The organism is Antribacter soli (assembly GCF_021568775.1).
Classification (GTDB): domain Bacteria; phylum Actinomycetota; class Actinomycetes; order Actinomycetales; family Cellulomonadaceae; genus Antribacter; species Antribacter soli.
On record NZ_JAKGSG010000050.1, the window covers coordinates 19,912 to 44,779 of the forward strand.

General features: G+C 73.9%; 16 protein-coding genes. 6 read left to right on the top strand and 10 right to left on the bottom strand.

Annotated features, from left to right (window positions below):
- The first annotated feature begins 232 nt into the window (after nt 1–232).
- Complete coding sequence (locus tag L1785_RS17860; protein WP_236090637.1) at nt 233–10,228, top strand: calcium-binding protein; 9,996 nt, start codon at nt 233–235, stop codon at nt 10,226–10,228.
- A gap of 45 nt (nt 10,229–10,273) precedes the next feature.
- On the opposite strand, the gene L1785_RS17865 is transcribed toward L1785_RS17860, so the two are convergent.
- From L1785_RS17865 to L1785_RS17875, 3 genes are read right to left on the bottom strand one after another with little or no spacing between them, the layout of a single operon-like run.
- The gene (locus L1785_RS17865; RefSeq protein WP_236090638.1) at nt 10,274–13,639 is read right to left on the bottom strand and encodes an ATP-binding protein; all 3,366 of its coding nucleotides are present in this window, start codon (nt 13,637–13,639) and stop codon (nt 10,274–10,276) included.
- Nucleotides 13,636–14,382: a DUF4194 domain-containing protein gene (locus L1785_RS17870; protein WP_236090639.1), complete on the bottom strand. Its 747-nt coding sequence runs from the start codon at nt 14,380–14,382 to the stop codon at nt 13,636–13,638. Before L1785_RS17870 ends, L1785_RS17865 begins: the two co-directional genes overlap by 4 nt.
- A complete protein-coding gene (locus tag L1785_RS17875; protein ID WP_236090640.1) occupies nt 14,379–15,758 on the bottom strand; it encodes a DUF3375 family protein in 1,380 nt (459 codons plus the stop codon). The genes L1785_RS17870 and L1785_RS17875 overlap by 4 nt, the downstream gene beginning before the upstream one ends.
- 176 nt (nt 15,759–15,934) lie before the next feature.
- On the opposite strand from L1785_RS17875, the gene L1785_RS17880 reads away from it, so the two are divergent.
- Nucleotides 15,935–16,174 (top strand): helix-turn-helix transcriptional regulator, encoded by a 240-nt coding sequence (locus L1785_RS17880; RefSeq protein WP_236090641.1) that lies wholly within the window; start codon nt 15,935–15,937, stop codon nt 16,172–16,174.
- A gap of 131 nt (nt 16,175–16,305) precedes the next feature.
- Here L1785_RS17880 and L1785_RS17885 read toward each other — a convergent pair whose 3' ends face one another.
- Nucleotides 16,306–16,671 (bottom strand): PH domain-containing protein, encoded by a 366-nt coding sequence (locus L1785_RS17885; protein ID WP_236090642.1) that lies wholly within the window; start codon nt 16,669–16,671, stop codon nt 16,306–16,308.
- Nucleotides 16,672–16,880: 209 nt separating this feature from the next.
- On the opposite strand from L1785_RS17885, the gene L1785_RS17890 reads away from it, so the two are divergent.
- The 3 genes from L1785_RS17890 (at nt 16,881) to L1785_RS17900 (ending at nt 18,952) form a co-directional block, all read left to right on the top strand.
- Entirely contained in the window at nt 16,881–17,567 is a 687-nt protein-coding gene (locus L1785_RS17890; RefSeq protein ID WP_236090643.1) for a YdcF family protein, read from the top strand.
- Nucleotides 17,568–17,651: 84 nt separating this feature from the next.
- Nucleotides 17,652–18,020: a DUF1232 domain-containing protein gene (locus L1785_RS17895; RefSeq protein ID WP_236090644.1), complete on the top strand. Its 369-nt coding sequence runs from the start codon at nt 17,652–17,654 to the stop codon at nt 18,018–18,020.
- A gap of 167 nt (nt 18,021–18,187) precedes the next feature.
- Complete coding sequence (locus L1785_RS17900) at nt 18,188–18,952, top strand: hypothetical protein (protein ID WP_236090645.1); 765 nt, start codon at nt 18,188–18,190, stop codon at nt 18,950–18,952.
- A 2-nt stretch (nt 18,953–18,954) separates the two neighbouring features.
- Here L1785_RS17900 and L1785_RS17905 read toward each other — a convergent pair whose 3' ends face one another.
- Genes L1785_RS17905 through L1785_RS17915 form a run of 3 tightly spaced genes read right to left on the bottom strand, consistent with a single transcriptional unit; the run spans nt 18,955 to nt 20,805 of the window.
- Entirely contained in the window at nt 18,955–19,446 is a 492-nt protein-coding gene (locus L1785_RS17905) for a YbaK/EbsC family protein (RefSeq protein WP_236090646.1), read from the bottom strand.
- A 52-nt stretch (nt 19,447–19,498) separates the two neighbouring features.
- Entirely contained in the window at nt 19,499–20,311 is an 813-nt protein-coding gene (locus L1785_RS17910; protein ID WP_236090647.1) for a DUF8814 domain-containing protein, read from the bottom strand.
- A gap of 44 nt (nt 20,312–20,355) precedes the next feature.
- A complete protein-coding gene (locus tag L1785_RS17915) occupies nt 20,356–20,805 on the bottom strand; it encodes a TIGR03668 family PPOX class F420-dependent oxidoreductase (protein WP_236090648.1) in 450 nt (149 codons plus the stop codon).
- A 112-nt stretch (nt 20,806–20,917) separates the two neighbouring features.
- Between L1785_RS17915 and L1785_RS17920 the strand changes: the two genes are divergently transcribed.
- Entirely contained in the window at nt 20,918–22,159 is a 1,242-nt protein-coding gene (locus L1785_RS17920) for an FAD-dependent oxidoreductase (RefSeq protein ID WP_236090649.1), read from the top strand.
- Between the two features lie 180 nt (nt 22,160–22,339).
- Here L1785_RS17920 and L1785_RS17925 read toward each other — a convergent pair whose 3' ends face one another.
- The 3 genes from L1785_RS17925 to L1785_RS17935 form a co-directional block, all read right to left on the bottom strand.
- Entirely contained in the window at nt 22,340–23,137 is a 798-nt protein-coding gene (locus L1785_RS17925) for an amino acid ABC transporter ATP-binding protein (protein ID WP_236090650.1), read from the bottom strand.
- On the bottom strand, nt 23,124–23,783 hold the full coding sequence (locus L1785_RS17930) for an amino acid ABC transporter permease (protein ID WP_236090651.1): 660 nt from the start codon (nt 23,781–23,783) through the stop codon (nt 23,124–23,126). The genes L1785_RS17925 and L1785_RS17930 overlap by 14 nt, the downstream gene beginning before the upstream one ends.
- Before the next feature lie 216 nt (nt 23,784–23,999).
- Complete coding sequence (locus L1785_RS17935; protein ID WP_236090652.1) at nt 24,000–24,803, bottom strand: amino acid ABC transporter substrate-binding protein; 804 nt, start codon at nt 24,801–24,803, stop codon at nt 24,000–24,002.
- Nucleotides 24,804–24,868: the final 65 nt, after the last annotated feature.

Genomic DNA, 24,868 nt, shown 5'->3' on the forward strand with positions numbered 1-24,868 from the left:
CGCCTGATTCGCCCGGGTGAATTGCCACCCCGAGCGGGTGAAATTTGAGCCTGGGTTTGCCCTGCATGTCACTGGGGTGTCCTCTGAGACTCGTTATCTGGGTGTGACCACAGTCACAGCTACGAGGAGGTTCTGACGTCACCGGCACAGCCGCCGGAGGCCGGAGCCGGAACCGCACGCCCACCAAGGGCGGGCCACACCCATTTCGACGTCTGAGCCAGGGGGCTTGTCCATGCGCGCGTTTCGTGTGCCCGTCGTGTCCGTCACCACCGCCGCGCTGGTCGCGGCCGGCGTGCTGACAGCGCCGCCCGTCGTCGCCGACGAGGACGACGTCTTCGCCGAGCAGGTCGCCGCCTGGGCGGTCGGCCTCGCGCAGGAGGAGTCGCTCGCCGCGCCCCTGCCCGTGGTAGGAGTCGCGCCCGGCGGCCTCCTCGCCGCGGCGGACCCCACCCTGGGCGGTGACCTGTCGCGCGACGGGTCGCGCTACACCCTCGAGGTGTCCGACGACGTCCCAGCCGTCCTCTCCCTGGAGCCCGCCTTCGGGCTGACCACGGCGAGCGCGGCCCTGACCGCGCACGTCACGGTGCGGGTCGAGTTCACCTTGGGCCTCGGGGCGGTGGACGACGACACGTCCTACCGGTACGTCGTCGCAGCCGGGGCTGACGCGCCCGCCGTGACCGCGAGCGTCACGGTGGCCGGGCTGCCGGGCGCCGTGCCGGCGTCGGTCGGCGTGCTGGGCGTGGACCTGACGGAGCGCGCGGGCGCGGACCCGGTCGCGTTCACCGCCTCCTACGGCGGCACCGTGGCCGACCCGGACGGCGACGGCCGCCTCACGTTCGACGATCCCGGCGGCCTGCCGGACGACGGCGAGCTGGCCACCGCCGGCTCCGCCACGGGGCTCGCCGATGTCACGCTCGCGAGCGGGTCCACGTCCGGTGCGCTGGCGGTCACGTCAGCCGGTGACGCGTTCGCCGAACCGGTGTCCGCGACCGTCGACTTCGCCTGGCCCGACCTCACCGACCCCTCGGGGCTGACGGTGACCCCCGACGGCTTCGACGCGGTCACCGACTTCCTCAACCTGACGGTCCGCGACACCGCAGAGGGCCTCGTGCTCGTGAAGTCGGCGCTCGCGGCCGTGCAGCGCGCGCAGCTCGACGAAGGCGGCCCCACCGGCAACCTCGACCTGCCGTTCCTGCGCGGCAGCGTCGCGGACGTGCTCGTGCTGAACGAGCAGCTCGTCACGTTCCTCACGACGAACATCAACCAGGCCGAGGAGGACGTGACCGATCCCGAGGACGGGCAGCCCACCTGGTCGAGCCTGCAGGGGCTGTTCGCCGCGCTGGAGGACGTGCCTGGGCTGTCGGTCGAGGTCGGCGCGTACGACCCGGCCACCCACCGGCTGCCGTTCACGCTGACGACGGCGCGCTCCGCGCAGGACGTAGCCGTCTACACGGCGCCCACGGCGGAAGAAGGGGAGGTCGTGGGGGACAACGACCTCAAGCCCGGCCTCGTGGAGCTGGACAACCTGCTCACCGACGGCTCGGGCCGGGCGGTCGAGAACGTCCTGGGCGACTCGCCGCAGGCGACGGCCTCCCTGGACTACACCGCGACCGTCGAGCTCGCGTTCGACCTGCGCCCCTCCGTGGCCCACGACCCGCCGCTCCAGGTGACGGCCGACGACGGCTCGGTCGCGTTCTTCGACGAGACGCCGATCGGCGTCGACCGCACCCTGTTCCGCAGCGCCACGGCGACAGCCGACTTCCCGATCGCGACCCCGGTGGCCGCGAGCGGGCTCGTGGGCTTCGTCGAGGTCGACGTGACCGGCGAGATCGCCGTCGGCCGGGCGGCCGCGGACGCCCCCATGCTGACCCTCGCGGTCGCGGGCACGGACTACCGCCCCGTCGGCGACCTGTTCGCGGAGCTGCGTGACGACGCCCCGGCCGCCCTCGACGTCGACCTCAACGTCGCGGCGTCCGTGACGGACGGCGCGGTGACGGTGACCGGCCTCCCGGACTTCCTGCCGTCGGCCGCGACGTGGTCCGTCCCGCCGTGCGACATCGCGGCGGCGCCGGCGGGCTGCGCGCCCGACCTGACCGGCCTCGCCGACCTGCTCGCTCTCGACGTGGACGCGGCCGAGCCGCGGGCCCTGCTGGGCCGCGTCGCCGACACCCTCCTGCTGGCCGACTCCGGCCTGCGGTCGCCCGGCCTCCTCGGCGACGCGGCGCGCACGCCGCTGCCGCTCGTCGGCACGTCCGTCGCGGACGTCCTCGCCGGCGCCCAGGACGGCCTCGCCACCGCGACGGCCCTGACCGGCGCGGTGCAGGGTCTGGTTGACACCCCGCCGGTCACGCTGCAGGAGACGCTGGGCGACCTGAGCGACGCGCTCGGGCTCCCGGACGAGGCGCCGCTCGGCGCCCGCTACCAGGTGGTGGACGGGTCCCCGTCGCTCGTCGTGGACCTCGCCCTCGAGCGCGAGTACACGACGACCCGCACCCTCGCCTACGACCTCGACGGCGTGCCGCTCGTCGGCGCGACGTCCACGGGCACGGTCGACGTGGCGGCCTCGGTGGACGTCTCCGCCGGTGTGGCCGTCCCGCTCGCCGAGCCCGTCGCGGGCGCGGCCGGCCTGGTGCGGCTCGTCGACCCGAGCGTGAGCGCGTCCGTGTCCGCCGGTCTCGACGGCACGTTCGAGGTGTCCCTCGCCGGCCTCACCGCGGCCCTCGGTGCCGAGGGCGACGAGGTCTCGGGGCAGCTCGGCCTCACCGCGACCTTCGGCGCGACCGGTGCGACCACCCTGGGTGGCCTCCTGGCGCTCGACCCGACCGTGGTCGGCACGGCCGACTGCGGGAGCGGCGCGACCTTGCTCTGCGCGGACCTGCCGGTCTACGTGCTGGGCAACCCGATCTCCGCGACGAACGGCTCGCTCGTGGTCGCGGTGCCCGACGACGTCTCGCTCGCCGCGGCGCTCGCCGGCACCACGGTCACGCTGCCTGACACGGGTGCGCTCGCTGCTCTGCTGTACTCGACGCCGTTCGACCTGAACACCCTCCCGTCAGGCATCCTCACGTACCTCGGGCTGCTGCAACAGGGGCTGCAGGCTGCGAGCCTGGGCGGCTCGGTGCCGCTCCTCGGCGACCAGCTCGTCGAGGCCGCGCAGGTCGTGGCCGACGCCCGCGCAGCGATCGAAGGCCTCGGTGACCTGGGCGAGACGGCCTACGCCGACGCGAAGGCGCAGATCGAGACCGCGCTCGGCGCCACGATCACCGAGCACTGCGGCGTGCTGCAGGCGACGACGGACGTCGAGGTCGTCGCGACGACGGACGCCCCGTCGGGCGACCCCCAGGTCGAGTACTCGTACGTGGTCGTCGGCCGGACCGGAACGACGCCGACGGTGCGCTCCGCACCTGACTCGGCGCAGAACGAGGCCGTGCTCAGCACGGACAACAGCAACCACGTGACGTGGGCGGCCGACGGCCGTGCGGACGGATATCTCGTGCTCCGCTCGACCGACGGTGGCGCCACCTGGCAGCAGGTCGCCGACGTGACCGGCACCGAGTTCACCGACGACGGCACCGCCACACCGCAGGCCGCGCCCGCCGACCCGGGCGAGCCCGCGCCGATCACCGGTTGTGTCAGCAACCCGCTCGCGATCGAGACGCTCGTGGTCGAGTGGGAGTTCGACCCGAACGGCCCCGGCGGCGACCCGGAGCTGTGCGAGGTGATCCCGCTCGACGTCGGCATCCCGGGCCTCGCCCTGCGCGCCGGCAAGGACCCCGCGACCGGGGAGTGCGGTGGCACCGACGGCGGGCTGCAGGCCAGCCTCGACTACGGGTTCGGCGTCTCCGTCGCGCTCGACAAGACCGCCGGCCTCGTGATCCTCACGGGCGACGAGGGTGACCGCGAGGCGCACGTCGGTGCGGCCGTGAACCTGCTGCCGGTCGGTGGGGAGGACGAGCCCGACCTGACGGCGCAGCTCGCGATCCTGCAGATGGACGTCGAGAAGGCGGACCCGGACGCGCAGGAGGTCTCCGGCGAGTTCTACGTCGACCTGGTCGGCGAGCCCACCGAGGTGGGTGGCACCACGCGTAACGCGGTGGGCCTCGACCAGCTCCTGACCAGCCCCGGCGAGGTCATCGACGTGGGCGCCACCTTCGCCGTCGACGTCGACTGGGAGCTCACCGCGGCGCCGGGCGTCGCGGGGCAGACCCTGCCCGGGATCTCGGCGAACCTGGCGCTCGGCTGGTCCGCCGGCGTCGGCGACGCGCAGCCGCAGTTCGGCGACCCGACGCCTGCCGTCGGGACGACGCCCAGCATCGCCTTCACGGACATCTCGCTCGACCTCGGCACCTTCCTGGAGAGCCAGGTCGGCCCCGCGCTCGAGGAGGTCAACCGGGTGATCGACCCGCTGCGCCCTGTCCTGGAGACCCTGTACGCGCCGATCCCCGTGCTGACCGACCTCTCGAAGATGGCGGGTGGCGACGAGGTGTCGCTCGTGAGCATCGCCGAGGCGTACAACACCCTGGCGGGTGGCACCGACACGACCATGGTCCGCACGATCCTGCAGGTGGTCGAAACGGCGAGCACCGTCGCCGACCTGGTCGGACAGCTCGCGGGCGGCTCGGTGGCGCTGCCAGTGGGCGACCTGACCCTCGACGGCACCAGGGCATTGACAACGGCGGCCACGCCGGACCAGGTGAGTGCCCTCAAGGCGCCCGGAGGGTTCGACCCCGCCGACCCGACCGAGGAGTCGACCGCGATCCGCAACAGCCTGACCGGCACCGCCGTCCACGACACGGACGGGTTCGGGTTCACGTTCACGCTGCTGGAGCACCCGGAGCTGCTGGCCGACCTGCTCCTCAACGGCGACGTCGAGCTGGTGCGGTTCGACTCGGGCACGCTCGAGCTCGGCTTCTCCTTCAAGCAGTCGTTCGGCCCGGTGTACGCGCCGCCGCCGCTGCTCGTCACGCTGTCCGGCGCGGCGGGCGTCAGGGCGCGCGTCATCGTCGGGTTCGACACCCTCGGCCTGCGCAACGCGGTCGCGGCGTTCCAGAGCGGCGAGCTGTCCGACGCGATCCGCATCCTCGACGGCCTGTACCTGGCGACCACGGACCTCGAGGGCAGACAGGTTCCCGTGCTCGAGTTCTACGGCGAGCTGGCCGCAGGACTGGCGGTGAGCATCGTCATCATCAGCGTCGAGGTCCGTGGCGGGTTCGGGCTGACCGTGTCGTTCTACTGGAACGACCCGAACGACGACGGCAAGTTCCGGTTCTTCGAGTTCGGGGAGCAGGCGAAGATCAGCCCGATCTGCCTGTTCCGCACCGGCGGCCGGCTCTACCTGTTCCTCGAGCTGGGCATCACGATCGGGATCAGCATCTTCTCGGTGTCGTTCGACGTGACGATCGCGAAGGTGACGCTGCTCGACTTCACGGCCGAGCCGGACTGCGACCCCGAGCCGCCCGTCCTGGCCACCGCGGCCGGCGACACGCTCGTCGTGCACCTCGGCGCGGCCGGCACGGACGGTTTCCGTGGCGGCTCGTGGGGTGCGGACTCCGGGGACACCGAGGTGTTCAAGGTCTACGAGCGGCACGACTTCTCCGGCGACGCAGAGCCAGAGGGCGGGTGGCCCGTCACGGGGTATGCCGTCGAGGGCCTCGGAATCGTCCAGGAGTTCCCGGGGGTGAAGGCACGCGTCGTCGTCGACGGGCGGGACAGCCAGACCGGCTTCCAGCTCACGTTCCTCGGCGACTCGGACAAGGAGGACCCCGACGCGGGCCAGGCGGGCTTCCGTACCGACGTGGTGGTCTTCGGCTCCGAGCACGACGACGAGATCAAGACCGACGAGGGTGCGGCATCCGTCGACGCCCGGCGCGGCAACGACGTGGTGACCGCCGCCAACCCGGTGGGCCGCGCCGCGCTCCTCGCCGGCGGCCCCGGCGTCGACCGGATCACGAGCGGCCAGGGCGACTCGGTCGTGGCCGGTGACTCCGACCTGCCCGTGACCGCAACCGTCTCCGCCGGGGGGCACGACTTCCCGGTGGCGGTCGACGCTCCCGGCGCGGGCGAGGACGGCGACGGTGACGATGCCGACGGGAACGACGTCGTCACCGCGGGCACCGGCACGAACACCCTGTTCGGCAACGGCGGCGCCGACCGCGCCGGCGTCGTCGGCCAGCAGGGCGCGCAGCGCTCCGGCAGCCCGAACGTCCTGGTGGGCGGCACGGGCAACGACGTGCTCACCGCAGGGCCGGGGAACGACGTCGTCTACCCCGGCACGGCGCCTTCGGGTGGCCTCCTGGACATCGACGGCGAGGCCTACACCCCGGGCGACGGGCTCACCGACGCCCAGCGCGGCTTCCTCGCGGACGACGCCGGAACCGCCGACGCGGGCACGGTGAACCTGGTCGACACCGGCTCTGGGGCGGACCTCGTGGTCGGCTCGCAGATCGCCGACGTCGTGCGGTCCGGGTCGCTCGGTTCGGCCGGGACCACGTCCTACCTGTTCGGCGGCGGCGCGGAGGACGTCCTGGCGGGAGGCTTCGGCTCGGACGAGGTGTTCGGCGGGCCGGCGGACGACTACGTGCTCGCCGAGCCGACCGAGGTCGGCGGCGTGTCCGGGCCGGGGGTCTTCGGGCCGCAGCGGACGATCACGGTGCTCCCGCTCCCGGCGGGCGAGACCCCGCAGTCCGACCTGCTGGTCGGCGGCGGTGGGCGCGACCACGTCGTCGGCGGCGACGGCGGTGCCCAGGCCTGGGGCGACGCCTACCGCCCCGCGGAGCTGTGCACCGCCGGGGAGCCGGTCGCGAGCGACGGTGACACCTCCGGCGCGGACGAGACGGCCGACGTCGACTCTGCCGACTACGAGGACGACCGCGACGACATCGTCGGCGGCCGGGGCGTGGACGTGGTCCGGGCCGGCGGCGGCGCGGACCGGGCACGCCTCGACGGGGCGGCCGACCGCGGCTGCGGCCAGTCCGGGCCGGACGACCTCGGCGGCGGCGACGGGCCCGACCGGGTCTGGGGCGGCAGCGGCGACGACCTGCTGACCGGCGACGAAGGCGCCGACGAGCTGTACGGCAACGCCGGGACCGACACCGCCTTCGGCGGCGAGGGCACCGACACGATCGAGGGCAACGCGGGCGCGGACAGCCTGTTCGGCGGCGCGGCGGAGGACCTCCTCGTGGGCGGCACGCGGGCCACGGGTCGCGACGACACGGGAGACACCCTGTACGGCGACACCGGGACGGACGCGCTGATCGGCGACAACGGAGCGGCCGACCCGGCCGCGCCGCTCGGGTACCGGCCGTTCGACCTGACCGGCCCGGCAACGGCCGGCGGCGACGACCGCCTGTTCGGTGCTGCGGAGGACGACCTCGGGTACGGCGGGCTCGGCGCGGACCTCGTGTCCGGCCAGGCCGGGGCCGACCACCTCGAGGGCGGCCCCAACCCGGCGGGCTCGCCGGACACGGTCCTCGGCGACGCCGGCGGCGACGAGCTGGTGGGCGGCTCGTTCGTCCCGGCGCCCGACGCCGGCGACGTCGTCGAGGGCGGTGCGGGCGCGGACGTCGCTCTCGGCGACAACGCGTCGGTCGTGCCGGTCGCGGTGGACCCGGCGGGCACGCCGGTGCTCGCGGGCCGCGCCACGGCGGGCCACACCGTCACCGAGCTCGACACCGCGGCCGACTCGCCGGCCGAGCACGGCGGGCCGGACGTACTACGCGGCGGCCCCGAGGACGACGCGCTGTTCGCCCAGGGCGCCGACGACCCAGAGGTCTCCGGCGGCGACGGCGACGACCTCGCGAGCGGTGGCCGCGGCACGGACATCGTGCTCGGCGGCGCCGGGCGGGACGACCTCGTGGGCGGCTCCGTGACGCCCGTCGGCACCACGGTGCCGGGCGGCCCGGGCGCCGACGGCCAGCCGGACGCGGGGGACACCGTCGTCGGCGGGACCGACGGGGACGTCGCCCTCGGCGACAACGCAGTGGTCACCGTGGCGGCCGGCGTGCCGGCCGTGCCCAGCCCGCTGCTCGCGGGACGCGAGCGTGCCACGCAGGCGCCGCGCGTGCTGCGGCTGCTGGACCTCGGCGCCGACGCCGGGTCTGCTGATTCAGGCGGTGACCTGGTGCAGGGCGAGGACGGCGAGGACGTCCTGCTCGGCCAGTCGGGCGACGACCGCGTGCAGGGCGGCGCGGCGGACGACGCGGCCGAGGGCGGCCCGGGCACCGACTGGCTCGAGGGCGGCGGCGGGGACGACGACCTCGTCGGCGGCTCCACGACGCCTGCGGCCGACCCCGAGTCGGACGAGCCCGGCACCGGGACCGAGGCCTCGACGGGCCAGCCCGACGCCGGGGACGTGATCCTCGGCCAGGGCGGCGACGACGCGGCGCTCGGCGACAACGGCGTGTTCCTGCGCTCTGCAGGGGCCCACGCGTCGGTGCTCGTGCGCAGCTCCACGGACGGCACGCTGGTGCGGCAGCGCACCGTGGTGCCGTACGACCTCGGCGCACCGATGGGCGGCGGCGACTACGTGCTCGGCGGCGACGGCGTGGATGCGCTGTGGGGCCAGGACGCCGCCGACGCGATCTCCGGCGGTCCCGACGACGACTACGCCGAGGGCAACGGCGCGGGCGACGTGGTCCGCGGCGACGACCCGGTGCTCACGCTGACCGAGGGCGGGGTGCCGGACGCCGGCGTGCCCGGCGTGCCGGTCCCGGCTGCTGCGTGGCCCGGAACGACCGCCGTGGTGCCCGAGACCGGGCCGGACGGCCAGGACGACCTGATCGGCGGCTCCGCGCGCTCCGGCTTCCGGGACGGCGGCGACACGATCGAGGGCGACGGCGAGTCCGACGTAGCGCTCGGCGACGACGGCACGCTGCTCCGCGATCCCGCGGAGTCGGCCGGAACCTGGACCGACCGGGTCGAGCCGGACCGCTACCCGGCCGACACCGCCGACCCGGCCTACCCGGCGCGCCTGTTCGCGGTGCGCCTCCACGACCCGGCCCGCGTGCCGGACGGCCAGGACGGCACCACCCGGTTCTGCGCCGAGGTGGACGACCGCGACACCTGCGAGCCGGCCGGCTCGTACGGCGCCGACACGATCGGCGGCGGCGACGGCGACGACCGGCTCTGGGGCGGGGACGGCGACGACGCGATGCGCGGCGGGGCTGGGGCCGACGACGTCGTGGGCGAGCTCGGCGACGACGAGCTGTCCGGCGACGCCGGGCAGGACACGATCCTGGGCGACCGAGGCGGCGTCGTCGGCGCGTGGATCGACTCCCCTGCCGAGGGGACGTTCTCCGTCACGCTCAGCGGGGTCCCGCAGGACACGTACACGGGGCTGCCCGTCGGGTCGTTCGACCGGCGTGTGGACCTGCTGTCCGACGTCGAGGACCGCGCCTGGGTGGACACCGACGCCGAGCCGATGCCGTACCCCGGCCTGACGACGGGTGGCGACGACCGGATCCGTGGCGGAGACGACCGCGACGCGATCCACGGCGGCGCCGGCGACGACCTGGCGAACGGCGACAACGGCGGTGACGAGGTGCTCGGCGGGAACGGCGCGGACGTCCTGTGGGGCGGCCGCGGCAACCCCGACGGCTCCCCGGACCGGGGCGTCGGCGACGTGTACGTCGACCACGTGCTCGGTGGCGCGTCCGTCGCCGGGTCGGGGACACCGTCGGTGCTCGGCGCCGACGTCATCGACTGGAACCCGCGCGGCTCGGCCGCCGACCCCGGCGTCACGTGCGCCGCGGGCGACGCGCCGCAGGACGTGCCGGGCACCGTCGTCGACCCGTGCTCGTGGTTCGGGCACACGTCCACCGACGACGCAGACCCGGGCAACGACCAGCACCACCACGGGACCGACTGGCTGTACGGCGGCTGGGACCGCGACGTGATGCAGGGCAACGAGTCAGCCAACGGGCCGAGCGCCCAGGAGGACCGCCTGATCGACTGGAACGGCGCGTACAACCTGTACTCGCACTGCAACGCCGGCTACGGCGGGTGGAACGACGTGCGGCAGCACTCGCCGTCCATGGTGTCGTTCCTGCAGTCGCTCGCCTACGGGATGAGCGCCGGCCGGGACGCCGACGACGTCACCACGCCGGGCAGCTCGGCGTTCGTCGAGCTCGCCCTCGTGCGGCCGTCGGACAACAACCAGCACGGTACCGGCAAGGCGTTCCCGACGACGCCGGGCCACTTCGACGACCCGACGGCCTGCCCGGCCGGCTGACCGGGAAGACCATGCCGAGGTAGTGGGTCCGTCCGGACGGACCCACTACCTCGGCAGCTCCGCGGCGTCGTCCCACGAGGGCAGCAGCGGGTCCTCCGGCGCCTGCTCGACCGGCGCCAGCACGACCACGTCGACGCGCGAGTCGCGGAAGTCGCGGCACGTCGCGAGCCCCACGCCGCCCACGTAGTCCTCGAGCGTCTGCAGCAGCTTGAGCGGCGTCGCGAGGATCATGTGGAACCCGAAGGCCCGGAACACGTCCATCGCGGTGCGCGTGAACTCGGTGTCGGCCTTGTCGAACGCCTCGTCGAGGATGACGGACCCGTACGCGGGCTCGTCGCCGTCGCCGGACGTGAGCTGGTACCGCAGCGAGGCGGCCAGGCAGAACACGACGAGCTTCTGGCGCTGGCCCCCGGACAGGCCGGCGGACGAGTCGTGCACGTCGAGCACCATGCCCGACTCGTTGACCTCCACGCCGGTGAACCGCACGTGCCTGCGGGTGTCGAGGCACAGGGCCCGCCAGGCACGATCGGCGGGCTCGGCCGACGTGAGGCGCCCCATGAGCCGCTCGAGCACGGCGAACGAGCGCTCGGCCGCGGCAGGGTCGTCCAGCGTGAACGGGACGGACATCGCCTCGAGGTCGACGAGGAACTGCTGCACGGCGGTCGGGTGCTGGTCCTTGACCCGGATCTGGAGATACCGCCCGGTGTCGAACGGGGATCGCATCAGCGAGGCGTTCACAGGCGTGATGCGCTCGCGGATCTCGGCGGGCGCGCGCCGGATCTCGGCGGCGAGCCGCTCGAGGTCCCGCCGCGACTCGTTGGCGAGCAGGTCGAAGAACCGGCCCTCGAGCACGGGCAGCCGCTTGACGCGCAGGGCCTCGAGGAGGTCGAGGTAGCCGGTGCGATCGCCGACCTGGTCGGTGAGGTCGCGCGCCACGGCCGGCCAGAGCCGCTTGAACTCGGCGAGGACCGTGGCGATCTCCCGCTCGGCGGCGCCTGCGCTGCGCAGCCCGGCCTCGCGCTCGGCGTCGATCCCGTGGGCCACCCGCAGCGACACGTCGTCGATGGTGGCGTGGGTGATCGTGCGGTCGAGGGCCGTGTAGCGACGCTCGAGCTCGGTGCGCTGTGCGAGCGGCAACGCCGCGATGGGGCCGGCGCCCAGCTCGTCCACCACCCGCTCGACGGCGCGGCGCACGGCCCGCGCCTCGGCGAGGGCGTCGGCGGAGGCGGCTGCCTTCTCGCGGGCATGCTCCAGCCACGTCATCGCCTCGGTGACGTCCTGCGCGGCGGCGGCGAGGTCCTGCGTGCCGGCCAGCAGCGACGCGAGCTCGCGCTGCGCGTCGACGAGCGTCCGCTCGGCGGTCTCGATGTCGACCTCGGCCCAGTCGCGCCGGTCGACCTGGCGCAGGCCGTCGCGGCGCCGGCGCTGGTCACGTTCGCGCTGCTCGGCCTGCTCGAGCGCATGGTCGGCCGCGTCGGCGGCGGCCTGGGCCTCGCCGACCTGCGTGAGGAGGTGGTCGAGCTTGTCGAGGTTGTCCCAGCCGAGGACCCAGGCGGACCGGTCGTCCGCGGCCGTGTCGTCGGCCTTCTCCAGGCGCCCGTCGCCGCGGGTGACGAGCCCGTCGGCGGTGACGCCGCGCTCGTCCTCGGACAGGACGGTGGCGTCGAGGACGCAGCGGTAGTCGTACTGGTCGGCGAGGCGCTTGTTGAGCCAGCCGGCCATGGGGCCGTCCTTGACCTCGATCTTGCGCACGAGCGAGTCGGCCGAGGTGGCCCTCGGTGAGTCGACCCGGACGCCCACGATCTCGAGGGTGAGTCGCGCACCGAGGTGCGTGGCGTCGACGGCGGCGGTCACGGCCGCGCGGTGCGCGGCGGGGACGAGCATCGTCGTCGCGAGCGCGCGCAGGACGCGCTCGGCGGCGCCGCGCCACACGGCGTGCTCTTCGCGGACCCGCACGAGCTCGCCGGCGAACGGGAGCTGGGCCTCGCTCAGGCCTGCAGCGCGGGCGACCTTGCGGCGCGCGGCGAGCAGCGCGGCGCCGACGTTCGACGAGGTCCCGTCGCGCAGCGCGTCGAGCTCGGCGGTGAGCGCGTCGCGCCGCTGCCGGACGACGGTGCGCTCCTCGTGCGCGCGCCGCACGTCGTTCACGGCCTCCTCGAGCACCGGGTCGTTGCCGGCGAGGACCCGCCGCGCTGTGGCGCGCAGCTCGGCGAACCCCTCGAACGTGCCGGGGAACTCGATCCCGCCCGCCGCCAGGTCTTCGGCGAGCTCGGCGCGGCGGTTGCGCGCGAGCGCGGCGATCTCACCGGCGCGCGTGAGGCGGTCGGCCTGGGTGGCGAGCGCCTGGCCGCCGCGCGTCTGCAGCACGAGCAGCGCCTGCTGGTGCGCGCTCGTCGCCTGCAGCACCTCGGTGTCGTCGCGGTCGCGCAGGTGCTCTGCGAGGTCCTCGGCGTGGCGGGCGTCGTAGAGCTCCGCGCGCGCGAGCTCGAGCTTCCACGTCTCCTTGAAGGTCTCCAGGGCGCCGCGCACGGTGGCGGCCTGGACGGCGGAGGCGACGCCGTCGTCGTAGGCATGCACGAGCGGCACGAGCCGGGCGAGCTGCGCCTCCTGGTTGCGTGCCTCGACGAGGCGGGCGTGAGCCTGGGCGAGGTCGGCGAACTGGTCCACCGCTGCCTCGGCGAGCCCGAAGGTCCGCGGCTCGTCGAGCATCGACCCGCGGAAGAGGTCGTCGAGGCTGCCGAGGTTCTTCGCGGACTGCGTGCGGTGCAGCAGCACGAGCGCGTTCTCGCCGGCCAGCCCGAGGGCACGGGTGAACGCCGCGGCGAAGGACGCGTGCCGGTCGGTGACGGCGGCCTCGGGCCACCGGCCGGAGATCCCGGCCGCGTCGAGGCCCGACCGGGCGAACCCTTCCAGCTCGAGCAGGCCGAGATCGCCGGGCAGCAGGACGTGGAGCTGCGCGACGTCGGCCGACCCCCGCCGGACGTGGAACAACGAGGCGAGCGTGACCACGCCGCCGGTGCCGTCCTCGTAGCGCAGCAGGACGCCGCTCCAGGTGGTGCCGGGCCGCAGGTGGTCGGGCACGACCTCGCCGGTGGCGTCGTCGGCGCGGTGCCGCCAGGCGCCGCGGACGTAGCCGAGGACGTCACGGTCTCCGCCACGCGCCTCGCCCGCGGCGCCGCCGGCCCCCGCGGCGGCGGCGTTGAACCGCAGCGACTCCGGGGGAGTGAGGACGGCCGCGACGGCGTCGACGAGGGAGGACTTGCCGGAGCCGGAGTGGCCCGTGAGCAGGAACCCGTCGCGGGCCACGGTGACGGCGTGGTGCGAGGAGAACGTGCCCCAGTTGACGACCTCGACCCGGGCCAGGCGCCACTGTCCCGGGTGGGCGACGGTGCCGATCGAGCTGCCGGTCATGCCTTCTCCTTCGCGAGTCGCGCGTACTCGGCCTGGACGGCCGCCACCTGCTCCGCGCCGAACAGCACCCGCAGGACGGGGGAGACCTCGAACCGGCCCTCGGTCGTGGTCGGCTCGAGCAGGCCGCGGCCGAACATCCGGTCCCAGGACGCGTCGAGCAGCCGAGCGAACTCGGCCCCGTCAACCCCGGACCTGCGCCGGTACCCGGCGAGCGCGTCGCCGACCTCGTCCCGTCCGACCACCGCACGCCCGTCCGCCGCGTCGAGCAGGCGTCCGCGCAGGTGCAGCAGCAGGGCGGTGTCGAGGAAGGTCAGCGGCAGCTCGCGCACCGCGTCCATCGCCTCGTCGGTCGGCGCCCGTCGTACGAACGCCACGCCCGTGTCGGTGTCGAGCACGAGCTCGAGGTACAGGTCGGCCAGGCGCGAGCGCACGAGCTCCTCGCCGGCCAGCAGGGCTCGCCACGCCTCGGGGTCCTTCTCCGCCGAGACGTACGGCCCGCGCACCAGGCGCGCCAGCGCGCCTCGGGTCGCCGCCCGCAGAGCCCCACGGTCGCCCGGCCACAGCGCGACCACCTCGTCCGACGCCGGTTCGCCCGCGTACACCGTGGCGCCCGGGCCGGCGACTGTGAGAGGTGAGGCGGCCGCCCGGGGCCCGTGACCGGCGTCGGGCAGAGTGGGGAACGCGCCCGTGCGCGTGGGCGACGTGCTCGCGCCGCCCGGGCGTGACGTGCTGAGTTCGGTCATGGGACGGGCTCCTCGAAGAGGTGGCGGGGCACGGTGGCGCGGCGGGCGTGGCCGGACTCGGACTGCCAGGCCACGTTCTCCGAGCCGGCCGCGCGGCGGCCGTGCTGGTCGGCGAGGACGAGGAGGCCGAGCACGCCGGCCAGGCCCTGGCTGGCCGGGTGCCGTTCCAGCACGTCCGCGACCGACGACTGGCCGCGGCGGGCCACGACGGCGTTGACGTGGGCGCGCAGCTCGGCCACGTCGATCTCGGACTCGCGGGCGAGCGCGCGAAGTGCCGCCGCGTCGAGGCCGGCGCTCCGGCCCGCGTGGCTGAACACCCGCGGGGCGGGCGCGTCGTCCTCCGGGCGGTGCGGGACGAGCGCGGCGGGCGTGGCGGGGTCGACGGCGCCGGTCTCGAGCGCGAGGTGGACGGGGGCGTCGAGCGGGATGTCCTCGGCCGCGGCGAGGGCCGCCGCTTCGGCGGCGCGCATCAGGGCGTGCAGGGTGCGGTCGCCCGGCACCTCACCCGCCCGGACGAAGCGGACCAGGCCGCGGCGCAGGCTCGCGAGGGCTGCGGCGGCGTCGTCGGCCGCGTCCCGGACCGCGGGTCCCAGGCGACGCAGCGCCTCGGCCTCCGCCGGCGCGAGGTCGAGGCCCTGGGCGGTGAGCGGCGCGTCGTCCAGGACGTGCCCGTGCTCGCGCAGCAGGCGGGTCAGCTCGGTGACCGCCCGGCCCGCGGGCGAGGCCGCGAGGTGGTCGACCCCGCGATACACGTCGTCGAGGAAGTCGTCTCGGCGCAGGGCCTCCGGTGACGTGCCCCCCGGCGCCCCCGGCGCCCCCGGCGCGTCCGTCGCGAGCGTCGCGCCCAGGCGGGCCCGCAGGCCGGCATCGGTGCGCTCCAGGTCCGCGCGCAGGCGCGCGACGGCGGCGGGCAGGTCCGCGGCCAGCGCGAGGAGCTCGCGCACGTGCTCGAGACGGTCGGCGGTGCCGGACCCCGCGAGGGCGCGCAGCCGGTCGGTCAGCGTCGCGAGGCGGGTCGTCGGCAGCGGCTGCGGGCGCTCGAGCCGTCCCGCGAACGCCAGGGCCTCCTGCGCTCCCGCGGAGAGCTCGACGGTCTCCTCCCGACCGGTCAGGCGGCGGACGAGGATCCCGTCCGTGAGCCAGTCGTGGACGAGCTCCGCGGCGGGCGGGGCGTCGAAGCCGTGGTCGCGGAGCCCTGCGAGGTCGTCCTCCAGCACGACGACGAGCTCCGCCTCTGGCAGGCGCACGGTCTCACCGCCGAGCCGGCGGGCGAGCAGCGGCACGGCGACCGCGGCATGGCGCGACCGCAGGAGCACCCAGGCGGGGTGCTCCTGTGCCAGGCGCCGTGCGTCGCGCGCCACGGAGAGCGTGCTCATGACCGCAGAGAGTATCGGCCCCAGGTGACAGGCGTTGAACGTGTCCTGGACACATCGTTGCCGAACGCGCGCGGCAGCGACTAGAGGTATAGGGTCTAGAGCAGACAGGGTCTGCCGGGTAACACCCACCGGCGGACCCTGTCGTGCTCACGGCCCGAGCCCCCGGGAGGTTGCCCGTGTCCCTGTCCGCCGCCGAGATCGTCGCGCGCATCCGCGCGGAGCGCGACCTCAGCATGAGCTCGCTCGCGGTGCTCGCGGGCGTGCCCACGTCCACCGTCAGCCGGATCGAGATGGGCAAGATCCAGCCGTCTCTTGACACGCTGAGCCGGGTGGCGGAGGGCGCCGGCTACCGCCTCACCCTGTGCGTCGCGGACACGACGGACCAGGCCGGCTGCCCGTGGGAGGTGTTCCTCTGATCGCCTCCGGCTCGGCCCTCACCCTGCGCTGCACCTCCGGCTCAGCCGACGTTGTTGATCGGCTGAGCCTGCGGTTCCGCTACGGGCGAGTGCCTCGTTCCTCGGCCCTCACCCTGCGCTGCACCTCCGGCTCAGCCGACGATGTGGTGCAGCACGACGTCGTGGACGTAGCGCGCCTTGTCGTCCCCGCGGAACGACGCCTCGTGGATGTGTGTGCCCACGGCGATCGCGACGGTGGACGACGACGCGAACTTGCCGAGCATCGACCGGTCGGCCACGAACGCGACGGACGTGATCTTCGAGTACGGCAGCGACGTGAGAGCCACCTGCTTTCCCACGAACGAGTTGTCCTGGAGAACCACGCGCTTGTCGGTGAGCCCGACGAAGCCCGTGCCCACCCCCACGCAGTCGTAGACGGCCAGGATGCGCTCGCCCTGCAGCAGCATCGACGCCACCTTGTCGTACTGGTCCCGTTTGTCGTACTGCGCCTCGGTCACGGCGCTCAACCTAGCGCCCTGTGCGGTCCGGGTGGAAGGGTGGAGGTCGTGCCTCGATCGCGGCTTCCGCTACGGTGTCCGGCCATGCGCTACCGAACCGCGGGTTTTCGCTCTAGTCGCCGTGATATTCGGCACAAACCCGGCATTGCGCATCACCGAATACTCGGCCCGATGGTGCCTCGAAACGCTTTGAGCCGTATGGTCCCCATATGCCGACCGTCATGATCCCCGCCGCCGCGCGGGAGGACGTCGAGACGCTGTGGGCCTATCACGACCTGCGGCACGAGCCCCGCCCCGTCGACGTGTGCATCGGCCTGGGCGGGCATGACAGCGTGGTTCCCGACTACACCGCGGAGCTCTACCACCAGGGCCTTTTCTCCTGGATCGTGTTCTCTGGCGCGAATGCGGCCACGACCGTCCACGCATTTCCCGACGGCGAGGCCAACGGCTACCGGGACCACGCTGTGTCGCTCGGTGTTCCAGAGGCCGCGATCCTGATCGAGCCCCGCGCGACCAACACGGGCGAGAACCTCGAGCTCAGTCGCAAGGTCCTCGCCGACGCCGGGATCGTGCCCCGCTCGATCATCCTCGTGACCCGGCCATACCAGAGCCGCCGCGCCTACGCGACGGCCGCCAAGCTATGGCCGGAGGTCGACGTCGTGTGCGTCTCCCGGCGCCTCGGGCTCGACGACTACGTGCACCACATCGGTGACGCCGACCGCGTCATCAACATGATCGTGGGGGAGACGCAGCGGTTGTCCGTCTACGCAGACCGTGGCTTCATCGCCGAGTCCCAGGCGTTGCCCGACGGCGTCCGGGTCGCCTACGAGCGCCTCGTCGCCGCCGGCTACACCAGGCGCCTCGTCCCCGACACCCGCGACCCGGTGACGGCCTGAACGTCCTGCCAGATAGGCGGTCCCGCGGGGGCGCGGGCGCCGTGATCGTGGCGGCGGTGCCAGGCGATCGGCTACCTTCACGGCATGGCTCAGCCCAAGGACTCGTCGCAGACCCCGCCGCGGAAGTTCTCGCTTTCGTGGAAGCAGATCGTGACGGTCGTCGGCGCGCTCGGATACGTGGCGAGCCCCGTCGACCTCTTCTCGGAGGCCGTGCTCGGCCCGCTCGGGCTCGGTGACGACGCCGTCGCCGTCGTGATCGCCGCAGTGACGCTGTTCTCCGCGGTCCGCAAGTTCCGCAGCGGCAGGCCGCAGCCGGGAGCTTCCGGGGGCGGGGCGGCCGGCGGTGAGACGCCCGGCAGGACCCCTGGCGGGAAGGGGTCCGCGGGGCACCGTGTCGTGGTGGACCCCGAGGACCCGACGCCCGGTCCGTCGCGCAAGCCGCACGCCCGCTGAGCCGCGCGACTTCACACCTTCCGGTGGCGGTGGCCGTCGTCCGCTGAGAATCTGCGTCTATGGGACAGAACGCGACAGACGAATACGTCGGCCAGCTGATCCTCGAGGCGGACGAGATTGCGCCCCTCAGGCCGTTCCTGCCAGACCTCGACGTTTCGCCGGTTGACGTGCCCAGACGGACCGCGGAGGCGAACGATCCGGAGGCCGGCGCACTGGTGGCCGACGCGCCCGTCGTCGACCCGCCTGTGGCCGACCCACCCGTCGTCGACCCGCCAGTCGTCGTCGCGCCCGTCGTCGACCAGCTGGAGCCGTACGGTGGCGCCGGCGCTCCCGGCGTCGTGACCGGGACGCGTCGCGGTCGTCACTTCGCGGACCCGCACGAGCCGGAGCCCCAGCCGGAGCCCGCTCCCGATCCCGAGCCCCAGCCGGACCCCGAGCCGGACCCTGAACCCGCGCCCGCGCCCGTGCCGGAGCCGGAGCCGGAGTCGAGGGTCATCATCGATGCCGTCCCGGCGTTGCCCTCGCGTCCTCTCCCCGAAGCGGACTCCGCCGACGGCGACGAGTGGGTGGACACCCAGACGGGGTACCTCTCGATCCCGCGCGACCTCGTGGCGCAGGCGGAGCCGCTCGCCCAGCCGTCGCTGGACGCCACCGCGGTGTTCGAGCCGGCGGAGCCGGTGCACGTCGTCCGCCCGGCGAGATTCACCCGCGCGCCGCTCACGGCCCGTGACGCGGAGTACGCCTGCCGCTACCGCGTGGCCGTCATGTACGGGACGGACGGCCCGTCGCTGCGGGTCCGGTCGGTGCAGACAGAGGCCGGGCAGGCGACCGTGCACCTGGCAGAGCCGGACGGCTCGAGCGCGTACCACATGACGGTGGAGCAGGTTCCGGGCGGCGTGCGGGTCACCCGTTGCCGTCAGATCGCCGGCTGACGTCAGACGCCGGCCGGCTCCACGGGCGTGGCCGTGCCTGCGGTGATCCGCACGAGCTCGTCGAACGTCGTCGGAAAGACCGTCTTGGCATGTCCAGCGGCGGCCCACACCTTGTCGTACCGCGCGAGCGCGGTGTCGACGAAGGTCCGGACGGGCACCGGATGCCCGACGGGCGCGACGCCGCCGATGACCTGGCCGGTGGCGTCCTTGACGGCGTCCTTGGTCGCACGGGAGAGGACCCCGCCGAGGCGGGTGCCGAGCCAGTCGGTGTCGACGCGGTGCGCGCCGGACGTGAGAACGAGGACCGGCTCGCCGTCGAGCAGGAACACGAGCGAGTTCGCGATCTGGCCGACCTCCACGTCGAGCGCGTAGGCGGCGAGCTGGGCCGTCGTCACGGCGTCGTCGAGCCAGTGGATCTCGCCCGTCACGCCGTGCTCGGTGAGGGCCGTCGCGACCCGCTCGACGGCGGGGTGGACGGGGGTAGGGACGGACATGACCGGATCCTACGGTGGGCCCGGCCGGGTCGGCCCGCGGATTTTCCGGCGGTCAGCAGGCCGGAGCGATGGGGTTGCCGGTGCCGGTCTGCAGGTACGCGTCCGAGACGAAGTGCCCCGGTCCGATGCGGTTCCAGAGGTTGGTGCTGCCGAGGTAGCCGTTGACCCAGGTGCCGCGGACGGTGCACTCGACGACGACGTTGGACCAGTTGGCGGCAACCCCCACGAGCGGCGCGCTCGTGCTGGCCGACGCGCGCACGTTGAGGGGTGACCCGCTGGTCCGCACGGTGCCGCGCGGCCCGCTGCCCACCCACAGGTAGGAGACGTCGACCCAGGAGTTGTCGGTCAGGCGCAGCCCGTCCCAGAACATGCCGTCGGCGAGGTCGATGCCGGCCGGGCTGAGCACCTGCCGCCCGAACTGGTCGAGTCCGCCGTTGTACCCCTGCTGGTACGCAGCCTGCGCCTCGGGCAGGCCGCGGGGAAGGTCCATCGACGCGTGGCGGGCGGTGCTCCAGTAGTCGTCGGTGGTGTTCCACGGCCCGACGTCCCAGACGGGCGCGTACTCGCAGCGCCCCGTGGAGGGGGCGCAGACGCGGACGGTGTAGGTGCCGGACTGGTCGGCGGACAGCGCCAGCCGGGAGGGGAGGGCGACGAAGTGGTCGCGCTCCGTGATGACGTGGCCGTTCGCGGTGGTGCGGCCCACGAGTCCCTCGCGGGTGGCGAACACGCGGTAGGTGGGTGCGGTGGACTCGCTGCCCACGGGGTCGCCTGCAGCGGCGGCCGGCGGTACGACGGTCCAGGTGAGCGCGGCGACGGTGCCCGCCAGGACGACGCGGAGGCGAGTCCTCTGTTCCGGTTGGTTCATGCCGATGACGCTAATTGACCAAAACTTCACCCGCCACGGGAAAGTTATGACACGTCCCCGGCCGGGCGCTGCCGAGGGTCGGTGAATGCCCAGCCCGACCAGCGCTCCACCCGCACGCGGATCACCGGACCGTGCGGGCGGTCCGCGAGGTATTGGGGGTAGCGGGCGGCCAGCGCGTCGATCGCCTCCTCGTGCCCGGGCCCGTCGTGCTCGACGGTCGCGGTCCCGTCGGCGCGCACCCACCACAGGTTGGCCCAGTCGTCGTCATAGCGGTCCACGAGGAGCGCGGCGCGGGGGTTCTGGGCGAGGTTGCGCAACCGCTGCAGGCTCCCCGTCGTCTTCGGCTTGTGGTCGATGGCGATGACGACCTCGTCGCCCATCAGCGCGAACGTCACCGGGACGACGTGCGGGGCCTGGTCCGCGCCCGTCGTCGCGAGGTGGGCCGAACGGGCCGCCGCGAACCGCGCACGGCAGGTCCCTGCATCGAGCTGCACGCCACCATCCTGACCTGCCGGAGCAGGACGTGCCGAAGGAGAACGTGGCGAACGAGACTGCGCTTCGCGGCCGGTTCGGGAAGGACGCCGTCGCGCCCGGCGTTGCGCGGGTGTGAGAACGCTCGAGACCGACGTGGTCGTGATCGGCGCGGGTCAGGCAGGCCTGTCGGCCGGGTACCACCTGCGCCGGCGGGGCTTCGTCCCCGCACCGTTGCCCGACGACGTCCCGCTCGTCCGGCTGCACCGGGCTACCCGGGCGAACCGCGCCCTGGGTGAGGCGACCAGCGCCCTGGGCGAGCCGACCGCGCAGGGCGAGCCACCGGCGTCGGGCAACGAGGGGACACCCCGGACGTACCTGGTGCTCGACGCCGAGGACGGGCCGGGCGGCGCCTGGCGCCACCGCTGGCGCTCCCTGCGCATGGCCACGGTCAACGGCATCCACGACCTGCCCGGCATGGCGCAGCCCGACGTCGACCCGGCCGAGCCGAGCGCGGACGCGCTGCCGCGCTACTTCGCCGACTACGAGCAGACGACGGGGCTCGCCGTGCTGCGCCCCGTCCGGGTCACCGCGGTGTCCGACGCCGACGACGGGCGCCTCCGCGTCGTGTACGAGACGGGCGCGGGGGAGCGGGGCGAGGTCCTTGCGCGGTGGCTGGTCACCGCGACCGGGACGTGGACCCGGCCGTTCTGGCCGCGCTATCCGGGTCAGGACTCGTTCCGCGGGATCCAGCTCCACGTGGCCGACTACGTGCGCGCCGAGGACTTCACGGGCAAGCACGTCGTCGTGGTCGGCGGCGGGATCTCCGCCGTGCAGCTCCTGGACGAGATCTCCCGCGTCACGACCACCACGTGGGTCACCCGGCGCGAGCCCGAGTGGCGCGACGCCGACTTCGACCGCGACGCCGGGCGCCGCGCCGTAGCTCTCGTGGAGGAGCGCGTGCGACAAGGACTGCCGCCGCGGAGCGTCGTGTCGGTGACCGGGCTGATCTGGACGCCCACGCTCATCGCCGCGAGGGAGCGGGGCGTGCTCGAACGGCACCCGATGTTCGCAGCCATGGAGCCGGAGGGGGTGCGGATGGCGGACGGGTCGTTCGTCCGCGCCGACGTCGTGCTGTGGGCGACCGGGTTCCGTGCGGCTCTCGACCACCTGCGGCCTCTGCACCTGCGTGGCCCCGGCGGCGGGATCGTCATGGACGGCACCCAGGTCGCCCACGACCCGCGTGTGCACCTGATCGGCTACGGGCCGTCGTCGTCCACGGTGGGCGCGAACCGCGCGGGGCGCGAAGCGGTCAACCGGATCGTCGCCGGCGTCGCCGCTGCCCGGACTGGCGCCGCCGAGGCTGCGACGGCCTGACCGCTCAGTCGAGTTTCCATCGACTGAGCCTGCGGTTCCGCTACGGGCGAGTGCCTCGTTCCTCGGCCCTCACCCTGCGCTGCACCTCCGGCTCAGTCGAGTTTCCATCGACTGAGCCTGCGGTTCCGCTACGGGCGAGTGCCTCGTTCCTCGGCCCTCACCCTGCGCTGCACCTCCGGCTCAGTCGAGCGGGTGCAGGAGCCGGTGCAGGAACCGCCGGGTCCGTTCCTCGGCCGGCTGCGTGAACAGGCGCGCAGGCGTCCCGCGCTCGACGACGACGCCCCCGTCGAGGAACAGGACCTCGTCGGCGACGGCCCGCGCGAACGCGAGCTCGTGCGTCACGACCACCATGGTCCAGCCCTCGTCGGCGAGCTCCTTCATCACCGTGAGCACCTCGCCGACGAGCTCGGGGTCGAGCGCGCTCGTCGGCTCGTCGAACAGGAGCAGGTCCGGGCTGAGCGCCAGCGCGCGGACGATGCCGACCCGCTGCTGCTGCCCGCCCGAGAGCTGGTGCGGGTAGGCGTCGCGCTTGTCGGCGAGGCCGACGCGGGCGAGGAGCGCCTCCGCCCGCACCACGGCGGCGGCGCGCGGGACGCGCCGGACCTGCGTGGGGCCCTCGATGACGTTCTGGAGCACCGTCATGTGCGGGAAGAGGTTGTGGTGCTGGAACACCATCGCCGACCGGTCGCGCAGCGCGAACCGCCGCGCCTTCGGCACCGGCTCGGCGAAGTCGAGGGACGGGCCGCCGGTGAGCTCCAGCGTACCGGCGTCCGGCGTCTCCAGGCCGTTCAGCGACCGCAGCACGGTGGTCTTGCCCGAGCCCGACGGCCCGATGAGCGCCACGACCTCGCCGCGGCGGACCGTGAGGTCCACGCCGCGGAGCACCTCGTGCGCGCCGAAGGACTTGCGCAGGCCGCGCGCCTCCAGGAGCGGCGACGCGTCCTGGGCGCGGTCGGCGGCGGGCTCAGTGCGCGACATAGCGTTCCAGCCTCTTCTCGAGCAGGTCCTGCCCGGTGGCGAGCACCGTGCAGAACACCCAGTAGACGAGCGCCGCCTCCAGGTACAGGAGCATGAACTCGCTGGAGAACGCCGCGATCTGCTGCGCCTCACGGAACAGCTCCGTGACGAGGATCAGAGACGCGAGCGACGTGTCCTTCACCAGCGAGATGAAGGTGTTCGACAGCGGCGGTACCGACACGCGCGCGGCCTGCGGCAGCACGATGCGGCGCAGCGTGCGCGCGTTCGACATGCCGACGGTGTAGCCGGCTTCCCACTGACCCTTCGGCACCGACAGGATCGCGGCGCGGATCACCTCGGCCGCGTAGCCGCCGACGTTCAGGGAGAACGCGATGACCGCGCTGGGCCACGGGTCCACGACGATGCCGACCGACGGCAGGCCGTAGAACACGACGAAGAGCTGCACCAGCAGAGGCGTGCCGCGCACGACCGACACGAACGCCCGCGCGATCCCCGACAGCAGCCGGTTCGGCGACAGGCGCAGCAGAGCCACCCCGAGCGCGATGACCAGGCCGATCGCGAACGACATCAGGGCGAGCGGCAGGGTGCCTCTCAGGCCGCCGAGCGTGATGGGCCAGAACGACTCGGAGACGAGGTTCCAGTCCACGCCGTCACCCCACCGTCCGGGTGGTGCCCGACGGAGCCGGGCCGCACGGCACCGGGGCCGCGTCGTCGCCCCGGGGCTGCCACGCGGGACTGGCCGCCCCCCGGGGGAGGCGACCAGTCCGGCGCCCACACCCCGCGAAGTTTCCTTGCTTCGCTGCGGAATACTTCGCGGGGACCCCAGGGCGCCTTCGGCGTCGGGCAGCGTCAGCCGCAGGCGTCACTGCGAGACGTCCGCACCGAAGTACTTGTCGCCGAGCTCGGCGAGCACGCCCTCGGTGCGCAGCTCCTCCAGGGCGCCGTCGATCGCCTCGGCGAGTGCGGCCCGCTCCTGGGTGACGACGAACGCGGACTCGGAGGTGTCGTCCGTCTCGACGGCGACCTTCAGGCCGGACTCGCCGTTCTCCTTGACGTAGTCGAGGTAGGTGAGCTGGTCGTTGATCGTGGCGTCGACCCGGTCCTCCTGGAGCAGCGCGACAGCCTGGGCCCAGCCCTCGACCGCTTCGACGTTCGCGCCGTTGGCCTGAGCCAGCTCGTACCAGTTCGAGGTGAGCGACTGCGCCGTGGTCTTGCCGGACAGGTCGGCGAGGCTCGTGATCGACGTGTTGTCCGTGGTCGTCACGACCACGCCGCGCGAGATCGTGTACGGGGCGGAGAAGAGGTACTTCTCCTCGCGCTCGGGCGTGATCGAGACCTGGTTCGCAATGGTGTCGAAGCGGCCGGCGTCGAGGCCCGCGAAGATCGCGTCCCACTGCGTCTCCTGGAACTCGACCTCCAGGCCGAGCTTGTCTGCGACGGCCTCGGCCACCTCGACGTCGTACCCGACCAGGTCGCCCGAGCCGTCCTCGTGGAAGCTGAACGGGCGGTACGTGCCCTCGGTGGCGACGGTCAGCGTGCCGGCAGAGACCAGGCCGAGGTCGTTTCCGCCGGCGTCGCCGGCGGTGTCGTCGCCGCCGCACGCGGCGAGCGCCAGGAGGGCGGCTGAGGCCGCGGCGACCGTGACGAGTGCGCGGGTGCGTGACATGGTGAGGGCTCCGTTTCGTACGAGTACCTGGCCGGTAGGCCGGGCGGGCGGGACCACTGATCGAC

What these genes read in the sequence shown, in the direction of transcription:
- L1785_RS17865 (WP_236090638.1), bottom strand. Translation starts at nt 13,639, where the DNA reads ATGACCGGCAGCTCGATCGGCACCGTCGCCCACCCGGGACAGTGGCGC.
- L1785_RS17860 (WP_236090637.1), top strand. Translation starts at nt 233, where the DNA reads ATGCGCGCGTTTCGTGTGCCCGTCGTGTCCGTCACCACCGCCGCGCTG.
- L1785_RS17935 (WP_236090652.1), bottom strand. Translation starts at nt 24,803, where the DNA reads ATGTCACGCACCCGCGCACTCGTCACGGTCGCCGCGGCCTCAGCCGCC.
- L1785_RS17925 (WP_236090650.1), bottom strand. Translation starts at nt 23,137, where the DNA reads ATGTCGCGCACTGAGCCCGCCGCCGACCGCGCCCAGGACGCGTCGCCG.
- L1785_RS17890 (WP_236090643.1), top strand. Translation starts at nt 16,881, where the DNA reads ATGCCGACCGTCATGATCCCCGCCGCCGCGCGGGAGGACGTCGAGACG.
- L1785_RS17875 (WP_236090640.1), bottom strand. Translation starts at nt 15,758, where the DNA reads ATGAGCACGCTCTCCGTGGCGCGCGACGCACGGCGCCTGGCACAGGAG.
- L1785_RS17905 (WP_236090646.1), bottom strand. Translation starts at nt 19,446, where the DNA reads ATGTCCGTCCCTACCCCCGTCCACCCCGCCGTCGAGCGGGTCGCGACG.
- L1785_RS17895 (WP_236090644.1), top strand. Translation starts at nt 17,652, where the DNA reads ATGGCTCAGCCCAAGGACTCGTCGCAGACCCCGCCGCGGAAGTTCTCG.
- L1785_RS17870 (WP_236090639.1), bottom strand. Translation starts at nt 14,382, where the DNA reads ATGACCGAACTCAGCACGTCACGCCCGGGCGGCGCGAGCACGTCGCCC.
- L1785_RS17910 (WP_236090647.1), bottom strand. Translation starts at nt 20,311, where the DNA reads ATGAACCAACCGGAACAGAGGACTCGCCTCCGCGTCGTCCTGGCGGGC.